Annotated in this window: 25 protein-coding genes; 8 read left to right on the top strand and 17 right to left on the bottom strand. The window is 38.2% G+C overall.

Features of this window, described 5'->3' with window-relative positions; all coding sequences use genetic code 11:
• Positions 1–199 precede the first annotated feature (199 nt).
• From MMO42_RS01360 to MMO42_RS01340, 5 genes are all read left to right on the top strand, one after another.
• Positions 200–502, top strand: coding sequence for a DUF3817 domain-containing protein (locus MMO42_RS01360; RefSeq protein ID WP_241318866.1), 303 nt, complete (start codon positions 200–202; stop codon positions 500–502).
• 195 nt (positions 503–697) lie between these two features.
• Positions 698–1,264 (top strand): nuclear transport factor 2 family protein, encoded by a 567-nt coding sequence (locus MMO42_RS01355; protein WP_241318865.1) that lies wholly within the window; start codon positions 698–700, stop codon positions 1,262–1,264.
• A 34-nt stretch (positions 1,265–1,298) separates the two neighbouring features.
• Positions 1,299–1,667, top strand: a complete 369-nt coding sequence (locus MMO42_RS01350; protein ID WP_241318864.1) for a roadblock/LC7 domain-containing protein — start codon at positions 1,299–1,301, stop codon at positions 1,665–1,667.
• Between the two features lie 48 nt (positions 1,668–1,715).
• Positions 1,716–2,210 (top strand): chalcone isomerase family protein, encoded by a 495-nt coding sequence (locus MMO42_RS01345; RefSeq protein ID WP_241318863.1) that lies wholly within the window; start codon positions 1,716–1,718, stop codon positions 2,208–2,210.
• Positions 2,211–2,225: 15 nt separating this feature from the next.
• Positions 2,226–2,921, top strand: a complete 696-nt coding sequence (locus MMO42_RS01340; RefSeq protein WP_005294193.1) for a response regulator transcription factor — start codon at positions 2,226–2,228, stop codon at positions 2,919–2,921.
• Here the strand turns inward: MMO42_RS01340 and MMO42_RS01335 are convergent.
• The 12 genes from MMO42_RS01335 to MMO42_RS01280 form a co-directional block, all read right to left on the bottom strand.
• Positions 2,918–4,243: a HAMP domain-containing sensor histidine kinase gene (locus MMO42_RS01335; RefSeq protein ID WP_241318862.1), complete on the bottom strand. Its 1,326-nt coding sequence runs from the start codon at positions 4,241–4,243 to the stop codon at positions 2,918–2,920. The genes MMO42_RS01340 and MMO42_RS01335 overlap by 4 nt on opposite strands.
• Positions 4,244–4,274: 31 nt before the next feature.
• Entirely contained in the window at positions 4,275–5,324 is a 1,050-nt protein-coding gene (locus MMO42_RS01330; RefSeq protein ID WP_241319566.1) for a cyclopropane-fatty-acyl-phospholipid synthase family protein, read from the bottom strand.
• Positions 5,325–5,332: 8 nt separating this feature from the next.
• On the bottom strand, positions 5,333–6,112 hold the full coding sequence (locus MMO42_RS01325) for a DUF1295 domain-containing protein (protein ID WP_241318861.1): 780 nt from the start codon (positions 6,110–6,112) through the stop codon (positions 5,333–5,335).
• Between the two features lie 34 nt (positions 6,113–6,146).
• On the bottom strand, positions 6,147–7,346 hold the full coding sequence (locus tag MMO42_RS01320) for a cyclopropane-fatty-acyl-phospholipid synthase family protein (RefSeq protein WP_241318860.1): 1,200 nt from the start codon (positions 7,344–7,346) through the stop codon (positions 6,147–6,149).
• A complete protein-coding gene (locus tag MMO42_RS01315) occupies positions 7,321–8,136 on the bottom strand; it encodes a DUF1365 domain-containing protein (RefSeq protein ID WP_241318859.1) in 816 nt (271 codons plus the stop codon). Before MMO42_RS01315 ends, MMO42_RS01320 begins: the two co-directional genes overlap by 26 nt.
• Positions 8,137–8,145: 9 nt before the next feature.
• Positions 8,146–9,423 carry an NAD(P)-binding protein gene (locus tag MMO42_RS01310; protein WP_241318858.1) on the bottom strand — a complete coding sequence of 426 codons (1,278 nt, stop codon included), beginning with the start codon at positions 9,421–9,423 and terminating at the stop codon, positions 8,146–8,148.
• The gene (locus MMO42_RS01305; protein ID WP_241318857.1) at positions 9,420–10,409 is read right to left on the bottom strand and encodes an acyl-CoA desaturase; all 990 of its coding nucleotides are present in this window, start codon (positions 10,407–10,409) and stop codon (positions 9,420–9,422) included. Before MMO42_RS01305 ends, MMO42_RS01310 begins: the two co-directional genes overlap by 4 nt.
• 202 nt (positions 10,410–10,611) lie before the next feature.
• On the bottom strand, positions 10,612–10,791 hold the full coding sequence (locus MMO42_RS01300; RefSeq protein WP_241318856.1) for a zf-HC2 domain-containing protein: 180 nt from the start codon (positions 10,789–10,791) through the stop codon (positions 10,612–10,614).
• Positions 10,785–11,405 (bottom strand): RNA polymerase factor sigma-70, encoded by a 621-nt coding sequence (locus tag MMO42_RS01295; protein WP_005294209.1) that lies wholly within the window; start codon positions 11,403–11,405, stop codon positions 10,785–10,787. Before MMO42_RS01295 ends, MMO42_RS01300 begins: the two co-directional genes overlap by 7 nt.
• Positions 11,402–12,160, bottom strand: coding sequence for a putative DNA-binding domain-containing protein (locus MMO42_RS01290; protein ID WP_241318855.1), 759 nt, complete (start codon positions 12,158–12,160; stop codon positions 11,402–11,404). The genes MMO42_RS01295 and MMO42_RS01290 overlap by 4 nt, the downstream gene beginning before the upstream one ends.
• Entirely contained in the window at positions 12,111–12,974 is an 864-nt protein-coding gene (locus tag MMO42_RS01285) for a DUF692 domain-containing protein (RefSeq protein ID WP_241318854.1), read from the bottom strand. Before MMO42_RS01285 ends, MMO42_RS01290 begins: the two co-directional genes overlap by 50 nt.
• A gap of 69 nt (positions 12,975–13,043) precedes the next feature.
• Positions 13,044–13,271 carry a hypothetical protein gene (locus MMO42_RS01280; RefSeq protein WP_241318853.1) on the bottom strand — a complete coding sequence of 76 codons (228 nt, stop codon included), beginning with the start codon at positions 13,269–13,271 and terminating at the stop codon, positions 13,044–13,046.
• A gap of 163 nt (positions 13,272–13,434) precedes the next feature.
• On the opposite strand from MMO42_RS01280, the gene MMO42_RS01275 reads away from it, so the two are divergent.
• The 3 genes from MMO42_RS01275 to MMO42_RS01265 all read left to right on the top strand — a co-directional run bounded on the left by MMO42_RS01275 (position 13,435) and on the right by MMO42_RS01265 (position 16,221).
• Entirely contained in the window at positions 13,435–14,049 is a 615-nt protein-coding gene (locus tag MMO42_RS01275; RefSeq protein WP_241318852.1) for a DoxX family protein, read from the top strand.
• A gap of 119 nt (positions 14,050–14,168) precedes the next feature.
• A complete protein-coding gene (locus tag MMO42_RS01270; protein WP_005153017.1) occupies positions 14,169–14,849 on the top strand; it encodes a heavy metal response regulator transcription factor in 681 nt (226 codons plus the stop codon).
• Entirely contained in the window at positions 14,842–16,221 is a 1,380-nt protein-coding gene (locus MMO42_RS01265) for a heavy metal sensor histidine kinase (protein WP_241318851.1), read from the top strand. Before MMO42_RS01270 ends, MMO42_RS01265 begins: the two co-directional genes overlap by 8 nt.
• Before the next feature lie 104 nt (positions 16,222–16,325).
• On the opposite strand, the gene MMO42_RS01260 is transcribed toward MMO42_RS01265, so the two are convergent.
• The 5 genes from MMO42_RS01260 to MMO42_RS01240 form a co-directional block, all read right to left on the bottom strand.
• A complete protein-coding gene (locus MMO42_RS01260) occupies positions 16,326–16,475 on the bottom strand; it encodes a hypothetical protein (RefSeq protein ID WP_241318850.1) in 150 nt (49 codons plus the stop codon).
• Positions 16,476–16,623: 148 nt separating this feature from the next.
• A complete protein-coding gene (locus MMO42_RS01255; protein ID WP_241318849.1) occupies positions 16,624–17,655 on the bottom strand; it encodes a M20/M25/M40 family metallo-hydrolase in 1,032 nt (343 codons plus the stop codon).
• A gap of 178 nt (positions 17,656–17,833) precedes the next feature.
• Positions 17,834–19,297 (bottom strand): indoleacetamide hydrolase, encoded by a 1,464-nt coding sequence (gene iaaH, locus MMO42_RS01250; RefSeq protein ID WP_241318848.1) that lies wholly within the window; start codon positions 19,295–19,297, stop codon positions 17,834–17,836.
• 85 nt (positions 19,298–19,382) lie between these two features.
• A complete protein-coding gene (locus tag MMO42_RS01245) occupies positions 19,383–20,096 on the bottom strand; it encodes a helix-turn-helix transcriptional regulator (RefSeq protein ID WP_241318847.1) in 714 nt (237 codons plus the stop codon).
• Between the two features lie 117 nt (positions 20,097–20,213).
• Positions 20,214–21,239 (bottom strand): AraC family transcriptional regulator, encoded by a 1,026-nt coding sequence (locus MMO42_RS01240; protein ID WP_241318846.1) that lies wholly within the window; start codon positions 21,237–21,239, stop codon positions 20,214–20,216.
• Between the last annotated feature and the right edge of the window lie 16 nt (positions 21,240–21,255).

Below are 21,255 nucleotides of genomic sequence, written 5' to 3'. Positions count from 1 at the left end.
GTTTTCATAGATAAAAGACGATTTAGACTGGTTCAAAAGGCTTACGATCAAGATTAGAAATTTGACATAGCAAGATAATCTATACTTTTTATATAATTGATTAAATAAGAATCGTTACCAACAATATCAATGCGATAGTTCCTAAAGATGATATGCTTCGTTAATTTTTATTCTTTTATCAATCTCCTGGAGCTATTTTATGAGCGCGATGACACAAAAATTGCAACAGATGCGGTTTGCCTCTGTACTCGAAGCCGTGACTTTATTACTTTTATTTGTTGTGGCGATTCCATTAAAGTATGCGTTTGATTTACCCATTGCGACAAAAATTATGGGGCCAATTCATGGTCTGGCTTTCTTGTTCTATCTTTGGAACTTGGTTCGCACCGCATCGGTTTGGTCAGGAATAGAGTTGCTTAGATTGTTTATTCTTGCATTTATCCCATTGGGTGGATTCTTTAACGAAAAATACATCGCGAACCGTCAAGCAAGCCTTAAATAACTTTGGTCGATTTAGGCAAAAAGGAAATCATTAGATTTCCTTTTTATTTTTAAAATTACATGAATATTAAAGTAAAAATATAAATTATTTTTCTAGCAAATCAGAAAACTGGTTCTTTATCCGTACATTATTATTTCACATCATATTCACGCCTCTACTTTTAAGCTAGTTTTAAAATGGCGTGAGTTTAGCAATATGACATTTCTAAGAACTGTGACCCTCTCTGCACTGACCTTACTTTCTTTGGTTGCCTGTAAAAGTATACCAAGCTATAGCGTGGACTATGCTAAGGCAAATAAGGAAATCTCAGGAATTCTATTGAATGATGAACAAGCCTTACTTATCGGTCAGCGCTTTGTTTCCGCCTTTAATACAATGGGAACCGTTGATTTTGTCAAAAATACAGGCAGACTCTACGCAGATCATTTATACATTAATGATACCCTTTCCCAATTTTCTACAAAAAATGAGCTGATTAAACATTTTGAAGGAATGAATGAACATGTCAGCAATGTCTCAGTAAAATTAATCAATGCAACGCATACACAAGATTCAGCCTATATTCATTGGCATATGATGTATGACTTCAAAATGTTTGGTGCTACGAAAACCATGTCCTCATATGGAATTAGTCAAATCAAAATAAATGACAAGGGCTTGATCGTTTTTCAACAAGATTATTGGGATCCAGCTAATGGTTTATATCGTTCGCTCCCCTATGTCGGAAAAGGTTATTCTTTGCTGTTACCCTTTAAAAGATAGTTTAAAATTCAGCCAAATAAATAAAGAGTAAATCATGGACAATCATTCATTATTAAAACCATTAAGTAAGATTGAGGGTTTAATTGTTTTGGCATTGGTCGATACTTTTGATGGCTCAATTTTAGAGACTGTAGGCGATGCATTTTTTAATGTGGACCTTGCCGCAATTGAGAGTACTCATTTATTTAACTACCAACAGCAATTAATGAATGAAATTGATGCTGATGATGTGTTGGAAAGTGTTTTAATGAGCACAGATCATCAATACCACATTATTACGCCGCTAGAAACGAATCACTGTCTTTTTCTATATGCAGTTTTAGATCGTGATCATACAAATTTAGGCTATGCACGTCATGAAATTCAAAAACTTGAACGTAGTCTGAACTTCTATTCTTATTAAGTCTGCTGAATAAGGAATAGATAAAATAGAAGTCATTGAGGGTGAAAAATGAACAGCTATTTAGTAAGAATTGGACTCAGCGTCGCATGTCTTATCATGCCTTTAAGCTTAGTACATGCAAATACGCAACTATGTAAAACAGCTCCCCTTATCGTCACGACAAAAAATGTGGGGTCGGTAAGCTATTATGCCAATAATTGCAGTCAAAACTGGGAAAATCAAAATATTAGATTAGATTTTTCTTATAACCAAAATATTCCAGAATGGGCATTTAAAAAAGCGGCTACTTACTATCTTAAGAAGAATGTGACTAATTTTTCAGACCAATCTGTTTTAAATAAAATTACTGCATTATATCACCCTGTAAAAAAGGGCGATCTCTACACTTTAAATTATGACCAAATGAGCAAACAGTTAAGCTTGTCTCTGAACCAAAAACGCTTAGGTGCAATTACTGATTCTCAAGCGAATCAATACTTTAAAATATGGTTTGGGGACTCACCATTTAATGCTAAATTAAAGCAACAATTACTAAATCTATAACTTGATCAAATTATTATGAACAATCAATTTATTCTTATGGTCGAAGATCACTTCGAGCTTGCTGCAACGGTCTGTGAGTTTCTAGAACAACATGGCTTTGTCATTGATCATGCCCGTAATTTAGATGCTGCACGCAATTTTTTAAAAACAAACCCTTACCATTTACTTTTACTCGACATTAATTTACCCGATGGTTCAGGCTATGATTTATGTGAATGGCTGAGGACTGATCAAGGCAAAGATATTCCAATTCTGATGTTAACGGCCAGAGACACATTGGATGATAAACTAAAGGGTTTCACCGCAGGAACAGATGATTATTTAATCAAGCCTTTTGATTTTAATGAATTGGTGATGCGTATTCGGGCACTTATTAAGCGTTCTCTTGGCGAAGTATCAACAAGTAAAATCCAAATTCATGACCTGATTTTAGACAGTTCGACTCAAACCGTAACGCGTGCAGGTCAGTCGATTGAGCTGCCCCGCATTCAATTCAAATTACTTAAAATTTTGATGAGAAACTCTCCAAAAGTCATTACTAAGCAAGAAATTGTGATCGAACTTTGGGGGGATGAAGAACCTGAAAGTGATGCATTACGCAGTCATATCTATAACTTAAGAAAAATGATTGATAAGCCTTTTCAAGAGAAACTGATCCATACCATTTCAGGCGTTGGTTTAAAAGTTGCGTTTGATTTGAGTACTCATTAATTCATATACACCACAACAATTAAACCGGTTGTATTTTCTAATTGGAGATGAGGATGAGTGCTTAAATAATATTGGCGGTCAAATAGCTCAACTCTCCAGCCCAACTGAGTGCATAACTTTCTAACCAGTTGTAAACCAATCCCATGCCCTTTGGCTGTAAGTTGAAATTGTGAGCTTAACTCCTGAACTTTACGATCATTGGGCATTTCAATCCCAATCCCATTATCAGCAATCACAATACTGTTTTGACGTTGAATAATATGGATATTAGATCCTTGGGAATAATTCAATGCATTGCGTAGAATGTTACTCAGCACCATTTTAGTCATTGAGGGATAAATTAGTCGAGGCAACTCTTGAGGATCATAATGAACAAAAATTTGAACACCTTTGCTTTGACTAACAGGCTCTAGATCCTTTAGCAAATCACTAATTATATTGGATAATCGGGTTTGTTCGGCAGTTAAGGTATTGGTGGTATTGCGTGCGATCGCCAATAAGGTTTCCACAAGCAATTGCATATCCTCAATGGTATTAGAAATACGATGCAATGCTTTATCTTCCCCATACTTAACCTGACAAAGCTGCACATTGCCTTTTAAAATCGTGAGTGGTGTGCGCAATTCATGACTTACATCTCCTGTAAACTCACGTTCTCGGTTGATGAAATCATTTAAAACTTGATGATATTTTTCTAATGCCTGCTTTAAATATTCAGCTTCCAGATTGCCGTTGGTACTAATCCCTTGAAATGGCGAAGCTTCTTTATTTTGATGCGCCCAATCAATATGATCTAAAGCATTTGCCAGACGTGTAATCGGTGAAAAATAACGTTTAGCTCGCCGATTTGAAAACCATAAGATGCTATACAGTACAATCAAGCTGAACATTAATGGCGCTAAACCAAACATCCACACAATTTTGTTAACGTTACTTTCACCAAAAACAAGCAGTACATGTTGTCCATTTCTTTCACCATAAACTGTCATTCGATCTTTACCATCGACGAAGACTCGATGAACGCCTTGTTTTAAAGTTTGGTTTTTAAACGCTAAAGGTGGATCTTTAGTTAGCCAGCGATAGCCATATAGATTTTTTGTATCAGGTAGATCAGCATTGGGATTACGATCGATGCGCATCCAGTAATGTTCCATTTCTTGCTCAAGTGCTGTTTTGAGTAGTGAGCCTTTAATGACCCAGGCACTGCATGCGATACCGATAATAATCGACAGTGCGATCAAACCAATTTGCAACCAATAATGACGATTAAACATCTCACTTAATGGATGAATATTTTCACCGCTTTTATTGGATCTAAACATAAGCTTATCTACTGGTAGATTCTGATTTTAATTATACGGTTTTCTTTTTGAACAGGAAGTGACCGATGACCCATTCTTGTCCTTGTTCAAATCCAAACAATTCCGCACAAGCCATAAAAAAGATACGCCAACGTTGCCACCAAGCATCGGCATGCTGTGCATATACCTGCTCGAAAAGTGGTTTTAATTGTCCAGCGTTACGATCCATGTTCTCCAGCCAGGCATTTGCTGTTTTTTCGTAGTGCGTACCTGACCATTGCCAATGCTGTGATAACTCCAAATGCGTTTGAAAATGCAAAAATGTAGACGCTGCTGGCATTAATCCACCCGTAAAGAAGTAGCGTGACATCCAGTCATATTCACTTTTTATTTCAAATGGATAGTGTAGAAATCGATGGCAAAAAATATGACACCATAACAAACCATTAGGCTTGAGCCATAATTGAATTTTCTGAAATAATTTTTGATAGTTTCTAACGTGCTCAAACATTTCTACAGACACAGCACGATCAAACGAATTTTCTTTTAATTCGAGTATGTTGACATCACAGGTGATGATTTTAATATTTTGTAGACCACGTTTTTCCGCTTCAGCTAAAATATGTTGACGTTGCGTTGCGGAATTGGATACAGCAGTAATTCTAGCGTTCGGATAATGCTCCGCCATCCATAAGGTAAAAGAACCCCAACCACAGCCGAGTTCCAAGATATTTTGACCATCATGCAATTGCGCTCGTTCACTGTAAACTTGCAGTGCAAACTCTTCTGCCTCATCTAATTGGGTTGTATCATCGGCAAAAAAACAGGCACTGTATTTTAATCTTTTGCCTAAAACTGCCTGAAAAAAAGCGGTTGGCAACTCATAATGTTGTTCATTGGCTTTGTCTGTTTCAATCGCAATTTCACTCTGCTTCAACATGTTCAACACATCCATATAGCGTTGAGCACCCTGTTCTGGATCATAGCGACCTTCTTGAATCAAACGCTTTTTACTTAATGTACGAATTGCTGCACGAATCGCTTGATCGGGCACTAGACCGCTCTCAACGAGTTTCAATGATTGCTGAATAATAAAGTCCATACGCTCACCTATTGTTTGGGTTTCCATGGAATAAACATAGAAGTTCGTTTTTGATAATCGAGATAATTCTGACCTCGATTTTTTAATGCCTGCTGTTCACTAAATGGAATCCCCGTGATGTAATACAAAAAGAACCACATCAAAACTGGATAAATCCACAGGCTATATAATCCTGCTGCCATCCCGATTACTGGGTAGGCAAACCAATGTATCCATTCAAAAAAATAATTTGGATGACGTGAATATTTCCATAGCCCCTGATCCATCGTCTTTCCATGATTCTGTGTATTTTGCTTGAAACGGTACAATTGCTGGTCTGCAATTACTTCTCCCATAAATGCAATCACCATAATCATGCCTGCAATAATAAGAAGATCATTGCTTTGGTTATTCCAAACCGAACTTGGCACATTCAGTAAACTCCACATTGGAATACTGAATAAAATTGCTAAACCAGCCTGAAACATAAAAAAAGCAAAAAAGCCAAGGTGTTGATATTTCCCCATTGCTAGACGCATATTGGCATATCGGCGATCTTCTTCATGTTCGGCAAGGTAACGACGAAATAAATGCACACTTAGGCGTAAAAACCAAACAGTACTCAATATTCCAATAAACCATCTAATCTCTATTGGAGCGGTATCAACAGACCCTGCTGTAAGTACAATATTCAGGGCAATACAAAAACTCCATGCCACATCAACAATGCCTGCACGATGGTTGTATGTCGCCCATAACCAGCAAACTGTCATCACGACAACATCAAGTACAAACAATTGCCACAACATGACTGTCTCCCTGACGTATCACATAAGTTGATTATTAATAAGGATTTGCTTCGAACAAGAGCTGTACATTGCTAATTACACCTTCTTTAAAGCCACCTTCGCAGTAACAAAGATAGAAATCCCACATTCGAATAAAGTTTTCATCAAAACCCAGTGCCAATACTTGTGGTTTGGCATTTAAAAAATGCTCACGCCATTGATGAATCGTTTCAGCATAGCTAAGCCCAATATCTTCAAGATGTTTTAAACGCAGTTTCTGTTCAGATGCGGCTTGGGTCAGCACACTAATACATGGAATAAAGCTACCTGGAAAAATATAGCGCTTAATATAATCCACAGTGCTTAAGGCCTTTTTATAACGTGCATCTTCAATGGTAATGGCTTGGATCAATCCCAAACCAGTTGGCTTAAGCAGGGATCTACATTTATTAAAGTAAGTTGATAAATATTGCTCACCCACAGCTTCGATCATTTCGATGGAAACCAATTTGTCGAACTTGCCTTCCAATAAACGGTAATCTTTGAGTTCAACCTGTACACGATGGCTTAGCCCTGCCGCTGCAATACGTTTATTTGCCTCATCGTACTGAGCCTGTGAAATCGTAATTGTGGTCACTTTACAGCCGTAATGTTGGGCTGCATAGATCGCAAAACCGCCCCAACCGCTTCCGATTTCAACGAGATGGTCCATGGGTTTCAATTGCAATTTTTGGCAGATCAATTCTTTTTTATAATCAGATGCTTGCTCTAATGTCATGTTTGCTTGTTTATAGACTGCACTAGAATACATCATGGAAGAATCTAGAAAGAGCTTGAAAAAAACATTGCTGAGATCATAGTGCTCTGCAATGTTTTTACGGCTGCCTGATAATGAATTTTTACGTGTTTTGTACCACGCTTTTAAAATCAGCTGGCTTGCTTGTGAAAGCATATTTTGATTAATTTTATCGAGAACATGACGGTTTCTCGCTAAAATTTGGATCAGTTCAACTAAGTTTTCACTGCTCCAATATCCCTGAATATAACCCTCAGCCGCCCCAAGCACACCATTTTTAAAAATTAGATCAATGAGGGCTTTATTATGTACATCTACCGTTGCTTCTAAATCAGAAACTTCACCTACCGTGCCATTCCATTCACCACGAAAATGAATTTGACCATGACGAAGTTTGAGCAAGCTGCGTAAAACCAATGGCAGTGAATCGTTTTCACCGAAAATAAGCGTTTTGATCATCTTGTTTTAAATCCTTATCTTTTTTAGGGTGCCGATAAAATGGAACTTTCTTTCGCCATAAATAAAATGCTTGTAAATAAATCGAAGCGAGCATTTTGAAAGGTTCAAAAACATAACGAACAGCATAACGATTGAGCTGTGAAGGAACTGTGATATTTTCTAATTCGAAAAGCATTGTTGCATCAAAAATTAATTTTTGTGTTTGATAAAGCTGCATATGAATGACGTTTTGAGCATCAGAAAAGTTAAAACGCCATTTGTACTGAATATCCATTGGCATAAATGGAGAAACATGAAAACTTTTTTGAAATTCGAACTCTGCACCATGATACTCAGAATGGTGTTCTAACTTATCACGACAATCATGCACATAAACTTTGTGTTCTTTCCACGGCGTATTGGTGATCTCAGTTAAGATAAAAATAAGCTGTTTTTGACTATTAAAAATAAAATAAAACACAACCGAATTAAAACTGAAACCAAGCATTCGTGGTAAAGCCAATACACGAATTTCTGATTGTATAGGCAAGACCACATCTACTTGCTGCAATAAGATTTTTTTTATTCTTTGCCTTAAATTCCCTGTATAACCCTGCAAAAAATCATTTTCATCTACCTTTAGAAGATTCCAGTGTGCTGTTGAACATAACCATGAATCACTGAGTTTCGTTGTTATCTGATCTGGATCAAAATATAAATAGCTTAATGTAGCTTCAAATTGATGTGCCTTGGGGGTAAATCGGCGATGTCTAATTTTAGCTTTCGCGATAGCAAGTGGAGTTTCTAACATACTCATCCCCTATTCATCAGCCATAATCATTAAATGTTCTACAGCACGTTCAGCACTTCTTGCCCCATCTTCATGAAATCCCCAACCCCAATACGCACCACAAAATGAACTACGATTTTGGCCATTTAATTCATGCCAACGTGATTGGGCCTCAAGTGCAGTTTTATTAAATACGGGATGACGATAATGTCTTTCAATATAAATCTTATCTTTGTCGATCGTTGTATTGGGATTAAGTGTAGAAAAAACCTGTGTTTTACAGTTCAAATTTTGCAAACTGTTCATCCAGTAGGTAAATCCAAAGTGAACATTGTCAGTCAAGGTCGATTGTTCATTTTGAGCTTGGGGAGTCACATGAACATGCCAGCTTGCCCACTGTGATCTAGATTTCGGCATAATCGATGTATCATGGTGTACTACCATACGATTATCTTGGTAATCAAAACTGCTTAAGACTTCACGCTCTATGTCTGAAGGCTGATCTAATAGTTTTAAAGTGTCGTCGGCATGACTTGCAAAAATAACCCAATCAAATTGCTCTTGCCCATGTGCTGTCACAATGGAAATATGATCTTTGCTTCTGATCACTTGCTTTACTTGATTTTTTTTCCAGATAATCGTTGGGCAATGATGCTGAATTGCATAGATGTAGGATATTGAGCCACCTTTAACAGTTTGCCACTGTGGTCGATCTTTTAATTGCAGCATACGGTGATGCTGAAAAAAACTTACCACGAACTTGTAGGGAATATTGCCTACTTGATCGACAGGGCTTGACCAAAGCGCTCCACACATTGGATACAGATGTTCATCTCTAAACGCCTGAGAATATCCATGATGATTTAAATACTCGTCAATGGTTAATTCAGGATGACTTTCTTCAACAGAAACATCTTTATTTTCTTTATAAAAGCGAAGTAAATCCGACAGCATCACCCGAAAGTTTTTATTTAAAAAGTTTTGTGGTCTAACCAATAATGACCATTTTTTTGAAGGATTGTATTGCAGTCCTGTCACTTGGTTATTCACTGAAAAACTCATGTCACTGCTTTGCGCTTGTACACCTAATTCAGCAATCATGGCGCTAAAAAGTGGATAGTTATACGCATTGAAGACAATAAAACCACTGTCGATGGTTACATTCTTTTGATCAATACTAAACTCATGGGTATCGGTATGCCCACCAAAATAGTTCTCTTTTTCAAAAATAGTGACATGATGCCTCTTTGAAAGTTTCCAAGCAGCATACATTCCAGAAATACCAGAGCCAACAATTGCAATTTTCATGAAGACTCCTTCGTTTGAGTTTTGATTGGGTTCATTTTAAGATTTTGTTTTTGGCTGTTATAGGCAGCATAAATACGTTGTGGCACAGGTTTTATTCCCCAGATTAACCCCAGCCAAGACATTGCTTTTAAAACATAATAGGTGATATCAATTTGCCACCAGAAAAACCCTTGACGTGTACTACCTGCATAATAATGATGATTGTTATGCCATCCCTCACCTAACGTTATAATTGAAAGAAGAAGATTATTACGACTATTATCCGTAGTATCGAAATCTCTGCTTCCGTATAAATGAGCCAGTGAATTAATGCATAAAGTCGCATGAATCAACAACACAGTCGAAACAACAAAGCCCCAAACCAATAGTTGCAGCCCCGAAGTGCCTAAACTCGGGTGAGCAACAGTGAGCCATTCGCCAAATACGTATATAGAAAAGGCGGTCATTAGAACAATGGGTAAACTAAAGCGATCTAACCAGATGATTTCAGGAAATTTTAGCCAGTCTTTGATGATATGTTTGCGCGTCGAGAAGTTCTGTTCATTCAAAAACCACCCAATATGGCTGTACCAAAAACCATGGGTAGATGAATGAGGGTCTTGCTCTGTATCGGTAAAATGATGGTGATACCGATGATGTGCAGCCCACCAGAGCGGACCACGTTGCGCACTCATTGTTCCCATAAGCAGAAAAATAAATTGTACTGGCCGTGAAGTTTGAAATGTTTTATGGGATAAATAACGATGGAAAAAGGCGGTAATTGCAAACATTCTGATCACATAAAATATGATCATAAAAATAATTGCAAACCATGAAGCGCCTACCCAGAATACAGCTAAACAAGCAATGTGCAGTAAAATAAATGGAACGATTCTCAACCATTGGACTTGAGTATCTTTAATGCTTTTAGGGCCATCAACTGGATTTGATCCAAGCGTATTTGTATTTGACCAACTATCTATCCATCCCAGAAAAAATTTAAACATTGATTCTTCCTGACTACCTCTTTTTTATAATTATCATTTTAGGAAATTCGATATGAAGTTTATGTGAAGCCTGATTTATAATTGTTAATATTAATTCAAAATTATTAAAAAACATAGGTTTATGTTGAAATTAATTTTCTTCAACACAAGATAACACATCCATAAACATCAAGAGCAAACTAAAGATGCCATATGAAATAAATCAACGATCAAATGTTTTAAATTCTTTTGAAAGTTGAGATAAAGTCCTAATCTGCTTTCCATAACGGCGGCATGAACGGCAAGCAAATAAATGCAGTTGTAGATTGCTTTGCTCTCGTAATAAGAGTGTTCTGTCCTGCTTCTCGGATAATAGTTGGGTGGCTTGGCGACAGGTTAACATGAGCAATCCTCCTTCAATAACCACTTATTTTCCAAACATTCGCGCAGACGCGTCCGACTTCGATACATCAGTACATTAAAATTTGAGACGGTGAGCTCAAGCTTTTCACAAATTTCATTGGAACTCAGCTCAATCATCTCTCGTAGCATGAACACCTGAGCGTATTTCGCGGGTAAGTGATTCAAGCACGCGTCAAAAATAATCCAGAAATCTTGTTGTTCCATCATTTCTTCTGGGCTTAGCCACGCTTGTGGTGCTTCATATTTGTGCCAATGGCCTGAAGCATCAAATAAAGCATCGATACTGAGTTCACTCTCTTCATCTTTAAAAAGCTCACTCATACTCACTAAACGGGATTTTTGTCGGATCAAATCAATAATCTTATTTTTTAAAATTGCAAACACCCAGGTTTTAAACGCAGCGCGCCCTGTAAATGAGTCTAAATGTTGAAATGCACTGGCGAGTGCTTCCTGCACCACATCTTCTGCCTGAGGCAATGAAGCAAGTTGTAAGACGGCAAATTTAATCATTTGCTGTCTTAAATCCTGTAAAAAAGCGGGATTATGCAACTGATCTAAAAAATCTTCATGATTATGTGCTGAAGCTGAATTCATCCCTGTATCTCATCATTATTATGGGCAACATAAATTAATCTTAACCGAGTTAATAATGCTTTTAACGCACAGATTTGTATTTGAATCTCTTGCTCAGATAAATCTGGAAGAAAGGATTGGATGACATCATACAAATCTTGTTGTACCAATTCATTTTGACTCAGTTTTTCGATCAATACAGCGAATAACGGTGACAACGCTTCAACACATACCTGATCAAGAGCATCGCGCCACACCATAATCGCAGTTGGCATCGTTTCTACTAAAGCTGGCGTCATTGTAGTTGTCCAATGATAGACAGGATATTGATAAGCCAAGACCCATACTTGCGTGGTGAATTGCCAATCTTGGTCTTGATCCAAAATTGGAGATTCGATCTCAACGGTGTCTAAATATAATTCTAACCACTCATACTGCAATAATTCGGCTAACCAAGGATATTCTTTTAATACAGGATGCTGTTGCTCATTCAGGTATTCTCGAAATTGCAAAGAAATATCATTGTAAAAAGGCGACTGACACTGAGATTTCTGAAAAAACTCAGCCAATAATTGCTGCCATTGCAGCTCAGGCAACATAGAACGTGCGACTGGAAATACTAGATTTATAAATGAGCAGAAATTATTAAACAGTAAATCTCGATAGATCTGCATTCGATTGATGGCAAAGTTCTGCGGCAACTCTAATTCAGGATCTCGAACCCAATCACAAAACTGCCGTTGCGTGCTGTGAAAGGACACTGGCTTTGCTTCCATCACGACTCTCCTGTTGTTGCATGATTTTGATTCTGTGCAACTCATCTTGTAGCTGCTGCCATGACGGGATATTAAAGTCCCGTTCTAATAAGGTTGGTTTAACACCACAAATTTGATAAGTGTATTGTAAAAGCTGCCAAACAGGATCATTAATTGCAGCTCCATGTGTATCAATCAATAGGTTTGGTTCAACTTGTTCATGGCCTGCGATATGCAAGTAACGAATTCGCTCTTTCGGCATCGCTTGAATAAAAGCATAGGCATCACTGCCATGATTAATACTATTCACATAGACATTATTGACATCAAGCAGCAATTCACAGACTGCCTGTTCAATTACTTCACGTACAAACTCAGCTTCACTCATCTCTGCATTGGGCATCAAATAAGTCGAAACATTTTCAATCACCAGTTTTTGCCCCAAAATATCTTGGACACGTAAAATTCGTTCAGCTACATATTTCACTGCCGCTTCGGTCATTGGAATGGGTAATAAATCATATAGATAGCCACCATCGTGGGTATAACTTAAATGTTCAGAATAAATCGCAACCTCATAGCGTTGCATGAAACTTTTAACGTGTTGGATAAATTCGAGATTCAGTGGATGCGGTCCACCAATCGATAACGATAAGCCATGACAAATCAATGGTGCTTTCTCAACACATTGAGCCAATAACTTGGCATGCCGACCACCAAGACTCATCCAGTTTTCAGGCGCAACTTCAATAAAATCGGGATGTGTATCAGCACTTAAGAAAGTATCGATAAACTCACGCCTTAAACCCAGTCCGATACCAGTCAATTCGAACATATCTATGCTCCTGTCATCGAAATGATGCCGATCTAAGATTTAGACCGACATCATCCAAGGCTTAATTGATTATTTAGCGCCACACTTGCTATCAGCCATTTTTTTGTCTGCGCCGCATTTTGCATCAGCAGCTTTCTTGCTTGCACCACACTTGGCTTCACCACATTTTCCATCAGCGGCTTTGCTTGCATGTGCCTCTGTTGTTGTCGTGGTTGCTGCGACAGCCACTTGTGTTGCACCAACCATTGAAAGTGCTAACAAAGCAGCGACAGAGGTCATTGAGTTAAGTTTGTTCATTTTTCTATTCCTTTTAAGGTTATTGCTCGGTTTGTACATAGGTACATAAAGTTAGACGGACTAAATCTCGATTTATTACAGTGCAAATAAAAAAATTTTTATGTAAGAAACTCAACACTCACCCGACTAATTATTATTCAAACGTATTCGGTGTGAAATTATCATGAAGAAATTTATTTATTCCCTCGCACAGCAATATCAAAAGCTTTGTAATGTACTTAAACATAGTGATGGGATCGCAGCACTCGCCCTGCGTTGCTATTTAGTCCCAATCTTTTGGATGGCAGGTACAAATAAGCTAATGCACTTTCAAGATACAGTCGAATGGTTTGGCAATGCAGATTGGGGTTTAGGTTTACCCTTTCCTTTTCTTATGGCGGCATTGGCAACATCGACCGAGATCGCAGGTGCTGTGTTATTAGCACTCGGTTTATTCACCCGGTTGATTAGCATTCCCTTGATCGTTACCATGCTGGTTGCCATTGTCACAGTGCATCTGCCGAATGGTTGGCAAGCCATAGCTGATCCCAATGCCCCATTTGCCAATGCACAAGTATTCGCTTCTGCTGAGAAATTAGAAAAGGCACGACAACTCCTAGAAAATTATGGTAACTATGATTGGCTGACCTCCAGCGGCTCTTTTGTGATTTTGAATAATGGAATCGAGTTTGCTGTTACTTATCTGATCATGTTATTGGCTTTGATGGTATTGGGTGGCGGCCGATATTTCAGTTTGGACTATTGGATAAAGCAAAAGTTATTGAAGTATCTTTTTTGAATAATATCAGCATGAATAAAGTCATGAAGCTGACCGCAATATTACAATTTTGTCATTTATAAAAAAGTCATAATCTTTGAGGCTAAAATGACAGAACAAGACTTGGGCGATATTTAAAAATGCGAATACTTCTCGTTGAAGATGAACAGAAAACGGGAGATTATCTCCAAAAAGGGTTAACCGAAGCAGGCTATGTTACCGATTGGAGTCAAGATGGTATTTCTGGCCTGCATCATGCTGTAACAGAACAATATGATCTTATTATTTTAGATGTCATGCTGCCCAAGCTGGATGGCTGGAAAATTTTAACCGAGATTCGTAAAGTGAATACCTTCCTGCCGGTTTTATTTCTGACGGCCAGAGATCAAATTGAAGATCGGGTCAAAGGATTAGAATTGGGTGCAGATGATTTCCTGATCAAGCCCTTTGCATTTGCTGAATTATTGGCACGTATCAAAACACTTTTAAAACGCGGCCAGATTAAAGAAGAACAAACCTTCTACTCTGTCGCCGATTTGCATCTTGATCTGATCAAACGCCGTGTGGTGCGTTCTGGTCAAAGAATCGACCTGACAGCAAAAGAGTTTTCTCTACTGGAGCTGTTTATGCGTCGACAAGGTGAAGTTTTACCAAAATCGCTGATCGCGGCTTTGGTTTGGGATATCAACTTTGATAGTGATACCAATGTCGTTGAAGTGGCAATTCGTAGACTCAGAAATAAAATAGATACCGATTTCAGTCCCAAGTTGATTAAGAACATTCGCGGTATGGGCTATGTCTTAGAGATCGAAGATGAATAATAAATTATTTCGTTCGATTGGTTTTAGAATCAGTTTTATTTCAACCCTGTTTACCATTTTGATCTTGGTCATTATGGGAATCTTCGTCAATCAACACGTGGTTAATTATTTTTATCAGCAAAATCAGAAAGAACTAGAGGGAAAAATTCAACTGATTGAAAATCTGATGCTGCAAAAACCAGCCAATTTTAAAAACAGTCTTGATGAAGCACTGATCGGCCATGACAATCTGGTGATTCAAATCAAGCTTGCCAACGGTCAAATGCTCTATCATAAAAAAAATGTAGATACTGATTTAAGTCAATTTGTCCAAAATAAAAAAGCAGGTTGGGTCAATTGGAAAAATAACAGTCAAAGTTATCAAGGCGTCATTGTGAATAAGAGCATTGACTACAACAATGCCAATCAAAACATGCAAATTATCGCTGCGATTGAAGTCACAGATAATTTCTACTTCTTACATTCATTTAAACAACAGCTTTTCATGGTTGGTATTTTAGGTGTCATCGGGTTAATGTTTTTAGGCTGGTTAGCAACATGGCAAGGTCTGGGCCCTATTCGAAACATGGCAAGACTGTCAGAAAATATATCTGCCAATAATTTATCAAATCGTCTGGATCTAAAAAATATCCCGATTGAACTTGCGCCATTGGCCACAGCATTCAACGACATGTTGGATCGCTTAGAAATCTCGGTCGATAAACTTTCTGCTTTTTCAAGTGACTTGGCACATGAAATCAGAACACCGATCAATAACCTGATGATGCAAACTCAGGTTTCCTTAACCAAGCCAAGAACAATTGAGCAATATCAAGATGTACTCTTCTCCAATCTGGAGGAATATGAACACTTAGCAAAAATGATTTCAGATATGCTGTTTCTGGCAAAATCAGATCACAATTTGGCCTTGAAAAGTAAAAAGAGCATTGATCTAGTACAAGAAATGAAAGTCCTGTTTGAATACTTTGAAGCATTTGCTGCAGATAAGAACATCGTTTTAGAGCAAACAGGTCAGGCATATATTGAAGCAGAACCTGCCATGATTCGTAGAGCCTTTAATAATTTGATTTCCAATGCCATTAAATATGGTGAAGCTGATTCTGTTTTACAGATCCAGTTAAATGAAGATGCTCAAAACTCAGTGATCTTGATTAAAAATAAAGTTCCAGCTGAAATGCAGACCCTCACAGCTTTGCAGCTATCGCGTTTTTTTGATCGCTTCTATCGCTTGGATTCGTCTAGGCACAAAGCAGAAGATGGCACAGGTTTAGGTCTCGCGATTACCAAATCAATTGTAGAAATCCACAATGCTAAAATTGATGTATTTATTGAAGGTGAAAACATCGTCTTTCGGATTATTTTCAGCAAATAAATTGGAAAATTGAGTTAACAACTTCTCATTTAATGGGCACACATACAGTAAAAGATCATAAAACTCAGCCCTAAGTTTTATGATCCCGTTCTTGAAATCCTGTATTACTTTGATGTAGCCTGACCATCATTGCCTTGTACAACAGTATTACGCTCCTTGTTTTTCTCAAGGAAGATTAATCCGCCATCTGCGTAGCTCAGACTCGCTGTTGATGCAAATGATACGATAAGGATGAGTTTAACTAATGCTTTCATGTCTACTTACCTTTTCTCTCTTAACTTCCTATAAGATAGAACAGGCTTCCCAACAGTAGCATGACCTGAAAATGACAATTTTGTCATTTCTACACAGGCTTAACAGTACAATTGATTCATCAAATATATAAGATCACTCCATTCGATCTTATTGTTTATCTAGAGCGGTTAATAAATGAGTGACTGCATCACCTGCCAATTGCATTGACTTTGGATCAACCTGCTCAATCGTATCACATGCTTTGTGATAGCACGGCGCGAACTCAAGCTCATCCCCTTTCATTTGCTCATTAAACAAGATGATAGCGGTCACTGGAACTTTGCCTAAGAATGGAGCTGTATCACTGGCCGTTAAGGTCGAGACATCTTCTTTAATTTTTAGCTTTTTTGCTTTAAAAAATTCCTTGAGCGTTTTTTCCAATCCTAAATCACCAGTATGGCTCGGAAGACTACGTAAACCATCGAGTAATGGCTTATAGTCCTGTTCCTGCATGCCACGCTCTTTTAACATTTTTTCCATCTCATCCACAGATGATTTATCTCCATCTGCAATCAGGATTTCAGGGTCTTTAGTGCCGACCATATCAAGATTGATATAAGCTTTAATTGACTTTAATTGTTCAGCAGTCAGCTTCTCCACATAAGCTTGAGAACCCGCAATCCCCACCTCTTCTGAATCCCAGAATGCCAAATAAATGGTGTTTTTCGGCTGTATTTTTTTGGTCGATAGCTGTGTCATTAAATCAAGCAATAAGGCCACACCAGAAGCATTGTCATTGATGCCAGGCCCCATTTTGACTGAATCATAATGCGCGCCTAGCAAGATCACGCTTTGTTTTGACTCCCCAGGAATCTTCACGATAATATTTTTGCCTTTAGTCTTTTCCCGATTTTCAAAAGTCTGAATCTCTGTACTAAAACCTGCTTGCTTAGCTTGATTTAAAATATAGTCTGCACTTGCCAAACCACCTTGCGTACCGACAGCACGATTACCACCATGACGCTTAGCAATTTGTTCAAAAGCTTGTAAATGCGTCATCATCTGTGTCGCATCCAGCTTAAGACCCGATTGAGTTATATCTTCAACTTTTTCTTTGGCCTGTTGATCGTTTTTTTGACAGCCACTGATTGCAAACATGCTACTTAAAACACAAATACTTAAAAATTTCTTTAAAAACATAAAATAAACTTAAACCGATTTTTATAAAGTAAGCTTAATACTAGATTTGCAAATCAGTATTTGCCATTTCGATTTGTATCTTTTCATATTGCTTAATCAAAATCAGATGGCTGTTTAGATCTATTTGCTTAAAGCCTTTCCTCAATGAGACAGGCTTTAAGTGGTAATCAACGTTATTTTAGTGATGATTCAAAGCCCTAAAAATCTGTTCCAATACTTGCCCAATCGTCAATATTTCCTGATCCGTATTCGGCAAACCATCGATCTCTAATCCAATCGGTAGTTTTGACTTCGCTCCACGACCAATCGGTAAACTCAGCCCTGGCAGCCCAATATTACTCCCAGGATCAGTATTACGAATCAGGGTTTGAAAGTTTTCAATTGAGCTTACCTGCTCACTCACCAACGGCGCAACGATTGGAGATGTTGGAAATATTAATGCATTAAGTTGATGCTCTCTGAAAGCTTTTTCATAGAGTGAAAGTAATTGTGGACGAGCTTCTATAATTGCTTCCTGATATAAAGCATCCACGGATACCAATTCCCCAGTCGAATCAACAATCAACTCAGGCAGAATATTTTGCTTAAAAATCTGCTGTACATCTGGACTGGATATCTGATCAACTATAGCGTCTAGACTGACTCCAATCTGATTATTTTCTAAATATTGGATCAAATCATATTTGCCTTCGTAAATCACCACAGGAAATGAAATACGTTGATTTATCTGCGCTAAATCAGGCAGATTGACAGGAATAATTTCGATACCTGCTGTTTTTAACAGTTGCAGTGCCTTATGCGCTTGTTCATGAACATCGTCATCTAAACTTTCCCAAAAATAGGCATTAATTCCAAGTCTGATGGGCTGCTTTGGCAATGAAAATGGTTGAGCTGACGGTGCAATTAACTGATCAATCACAATAATATCAGCCATACAATGCGCCATAGGTCCAGCGGTGTCACGGGTATGAGAAATTGGCGTAATACCTGTTTGCGCATATCGTCCTAGCGTTGGACGAAAACCAATACAACCATTCAAGGCACTCGGTAATCTAACCGAAGCTCCTGTATCCGTTCCGATTGCAATTGAAACCATTCCTGCGGCAACCGCAACGGCACTTCCAGAAGAAGAACCACCCGCAATATGTAAAGGATTCACCGCATTGCGTGTACCAACGACCCCGTCAATATGCATGGCTGTGTTATAACCTGTGACGCCAAAAGCCAATTCATGCATATTGGCTTTCCCAACAATAATGGCTCCTTGATCAATTAATGCTTGAATGACAGGAGCTGTTGTTTTGGGTCTGAACTGCGCTAATGCAGGTGTGCCAGCACTATTGGGGAAACCTGCAACATGAATATTATCTTTAACGGCAATCAATACACCAATTAAGTCTGGACAAGCAGCTCCTGCACGGATGGATTGATCCCAGAATTGTGCTTGTTGAATTGCTGCTGCTTTATCAAGGCTAATAAATGCATTTAAAGATTGTTGTGCTTCGATCTTTTCAAAATAGTGGCATACCAATTGTTCGCAAGAAACTTTTCGATCACGAACCAAAGCTGTAATCTCGCTAATTGTGGCTCTATCAAGTTGAAATTCTTGGCCCTGATCTAATTTTTCATTCATATTTAACATTTTGACTTAAAATCCATTTAAGTAATTATTTTTATAATTTGTACCGTTTTAAGTCCATTGAATATCCTCAAAATTGAGGAGATCATCAAGAATGTATCAGTGAGGCCATTTCTGTACGATTATGACAGCCTATTTTTTTCATGGCATTTTTAAGATGCGTCCTGACCGTGGTGAAACCAATATCGAGTAAATTGGCAACATGTTTATCACTCAACCCTTTACAGACTAATATGACCACTTCTTGCTCCCGTTGGGTTAAATCGTACTGAGTCGATAAATCCATCGGTAAGGCTTGAGTCATATAAGGTTCAAGTAAATTTAAGATTCTTTTCTCTCGCTCACTAAACATCAGCGAATCTTGAGCACGCCAGATACGCAAATCACCTAGATCTATCCCATCCCGAACAAAGTAAATATTTAGTCCATGATACAAGCCATGAGGGCGTAGAAATTCATTGTAATAATCCGTTCTTTTTAGTTCTGATAGAGAAATGATTTCATTAACGAAAGTGGCTTGTTGCCGTTCCCGCAACTGAGACGTAATCGGGTCATGATGTTGCCAAATACGCTCATATTCTAGAATTGCTTTAGGGTCAATTTGCCACATGATGCCCTGTTTAGATACATGCTGTTTTGCATCCCAAACATAAGAAGCGGCAAAATCAGCTCTCAATAAAGTCGCGATATCGACAAGGACCGTTTCGCGTAAGCTTTGCTGTCCTTTTCCTGAACCTAATTTCCAAAGTATTTCAGAGAGAAGACTAAACTCGGATGAGCTTAAATCATATTCCAAAAGCATAGCGTGCTACCTTTTTATCTTAAGACACCTCTCCTGATTAGAATGAGGATGCACAGTGATTCCTTTTTGTTCGTTTCAGCGTCCTTTATCTTTTATATGTCACTGCGCCATTATTTTCTACACTTTATTTTTTAATCGGGTGGCATGTGGTGTTTTGCCATACCAACGTTTATAGGCATGTATAAAGCTGGCGGGTTCGGCATAGCCTAACCATTCAGAAATTTGTTCAATTGATGTCTGAGTAGAAGACAAATATGAATCTGCCAGAACTTTTCTGACCTCTTCCCTGATTTTAATAAAGGTCGTTTGTTCTTGTGCTAAATAACGGCGTAAAGTTCGAGAGTTTAGACATAAACCATCCGCGACCTCTTCCATCGAAGGAATTTCCCCTCTGCTATTCATCAAGATTTGCTGAACTTGCTCGGTATATTTTTTTTGAGATTGCCGCTTGTCCAGTATTTCTCGGCATTGCTGTTCTGCTGAATGTAACGCCAACTCATTTGCCATACTAAGCTTCTGATCTATTTTTTCTGCATCTAATACCACAAAACTTTTCGATCCACCAAATTCGGGTGTAATCCCAAATAATTCTCGATAAGACTGTATTTCTCCATGAGCCTGAAAAGCAAATACTACTCTTTGGCAGAGATTCTCCCGAATCAAATCTTGTTGAACTGTAATTAGCGCAGCAAGGTCTCGCTGAATAATGAATTGCCATAAAGCTGGCGGAATCCCATCATCAACCACAATTTCGATTTGGATAGTACGGGTCTCAGGCTGTTCTGATACCACAAATCGGCTAAAGGCAAAAGATAAAGGAAAATAGGTCAAAGCAAAGTTCAACGCTTCACGAATATTGGCACTGCTGATCAAGCCCAAGCCTAAAGAACCAAAGGTAGTAAAGTGATAGCGCTGACCAACCTCCAAGCCAAGCAAAGGTCTCTGGCTAAATTTTTCAACTAGATTAGATATGAGCTGTAATTCCTGCTGCCCAGTCACCAACCTATTTGGATCAAGTAATTGTTGCTGCTCCAGTCCTGTTCCCTTGAGGATCTGTGCATGACTCACACCTAGTTCAGCCGCAAAATCTGCCATGAGGCGAACACTATGGATACTACGTTCATATGTCCATAAGTACTTCAAGTATATTTCCTCAATG

Origin of the sequence: Acinetobacter sp. ANC 3882 (assembly GCF_022549545.1) — a bacterium.
GTDB lineage: Bacteria > Pseudomonadota > Gammaproteobacteria > Pseudomonadales > Moraxellaceae > Acinetobacter.
The sequence above is the reverse complement of the archived record's forward strand: the minus strand, read 5'-3'. Positions and strand labels throughout refer to the sequence as shown.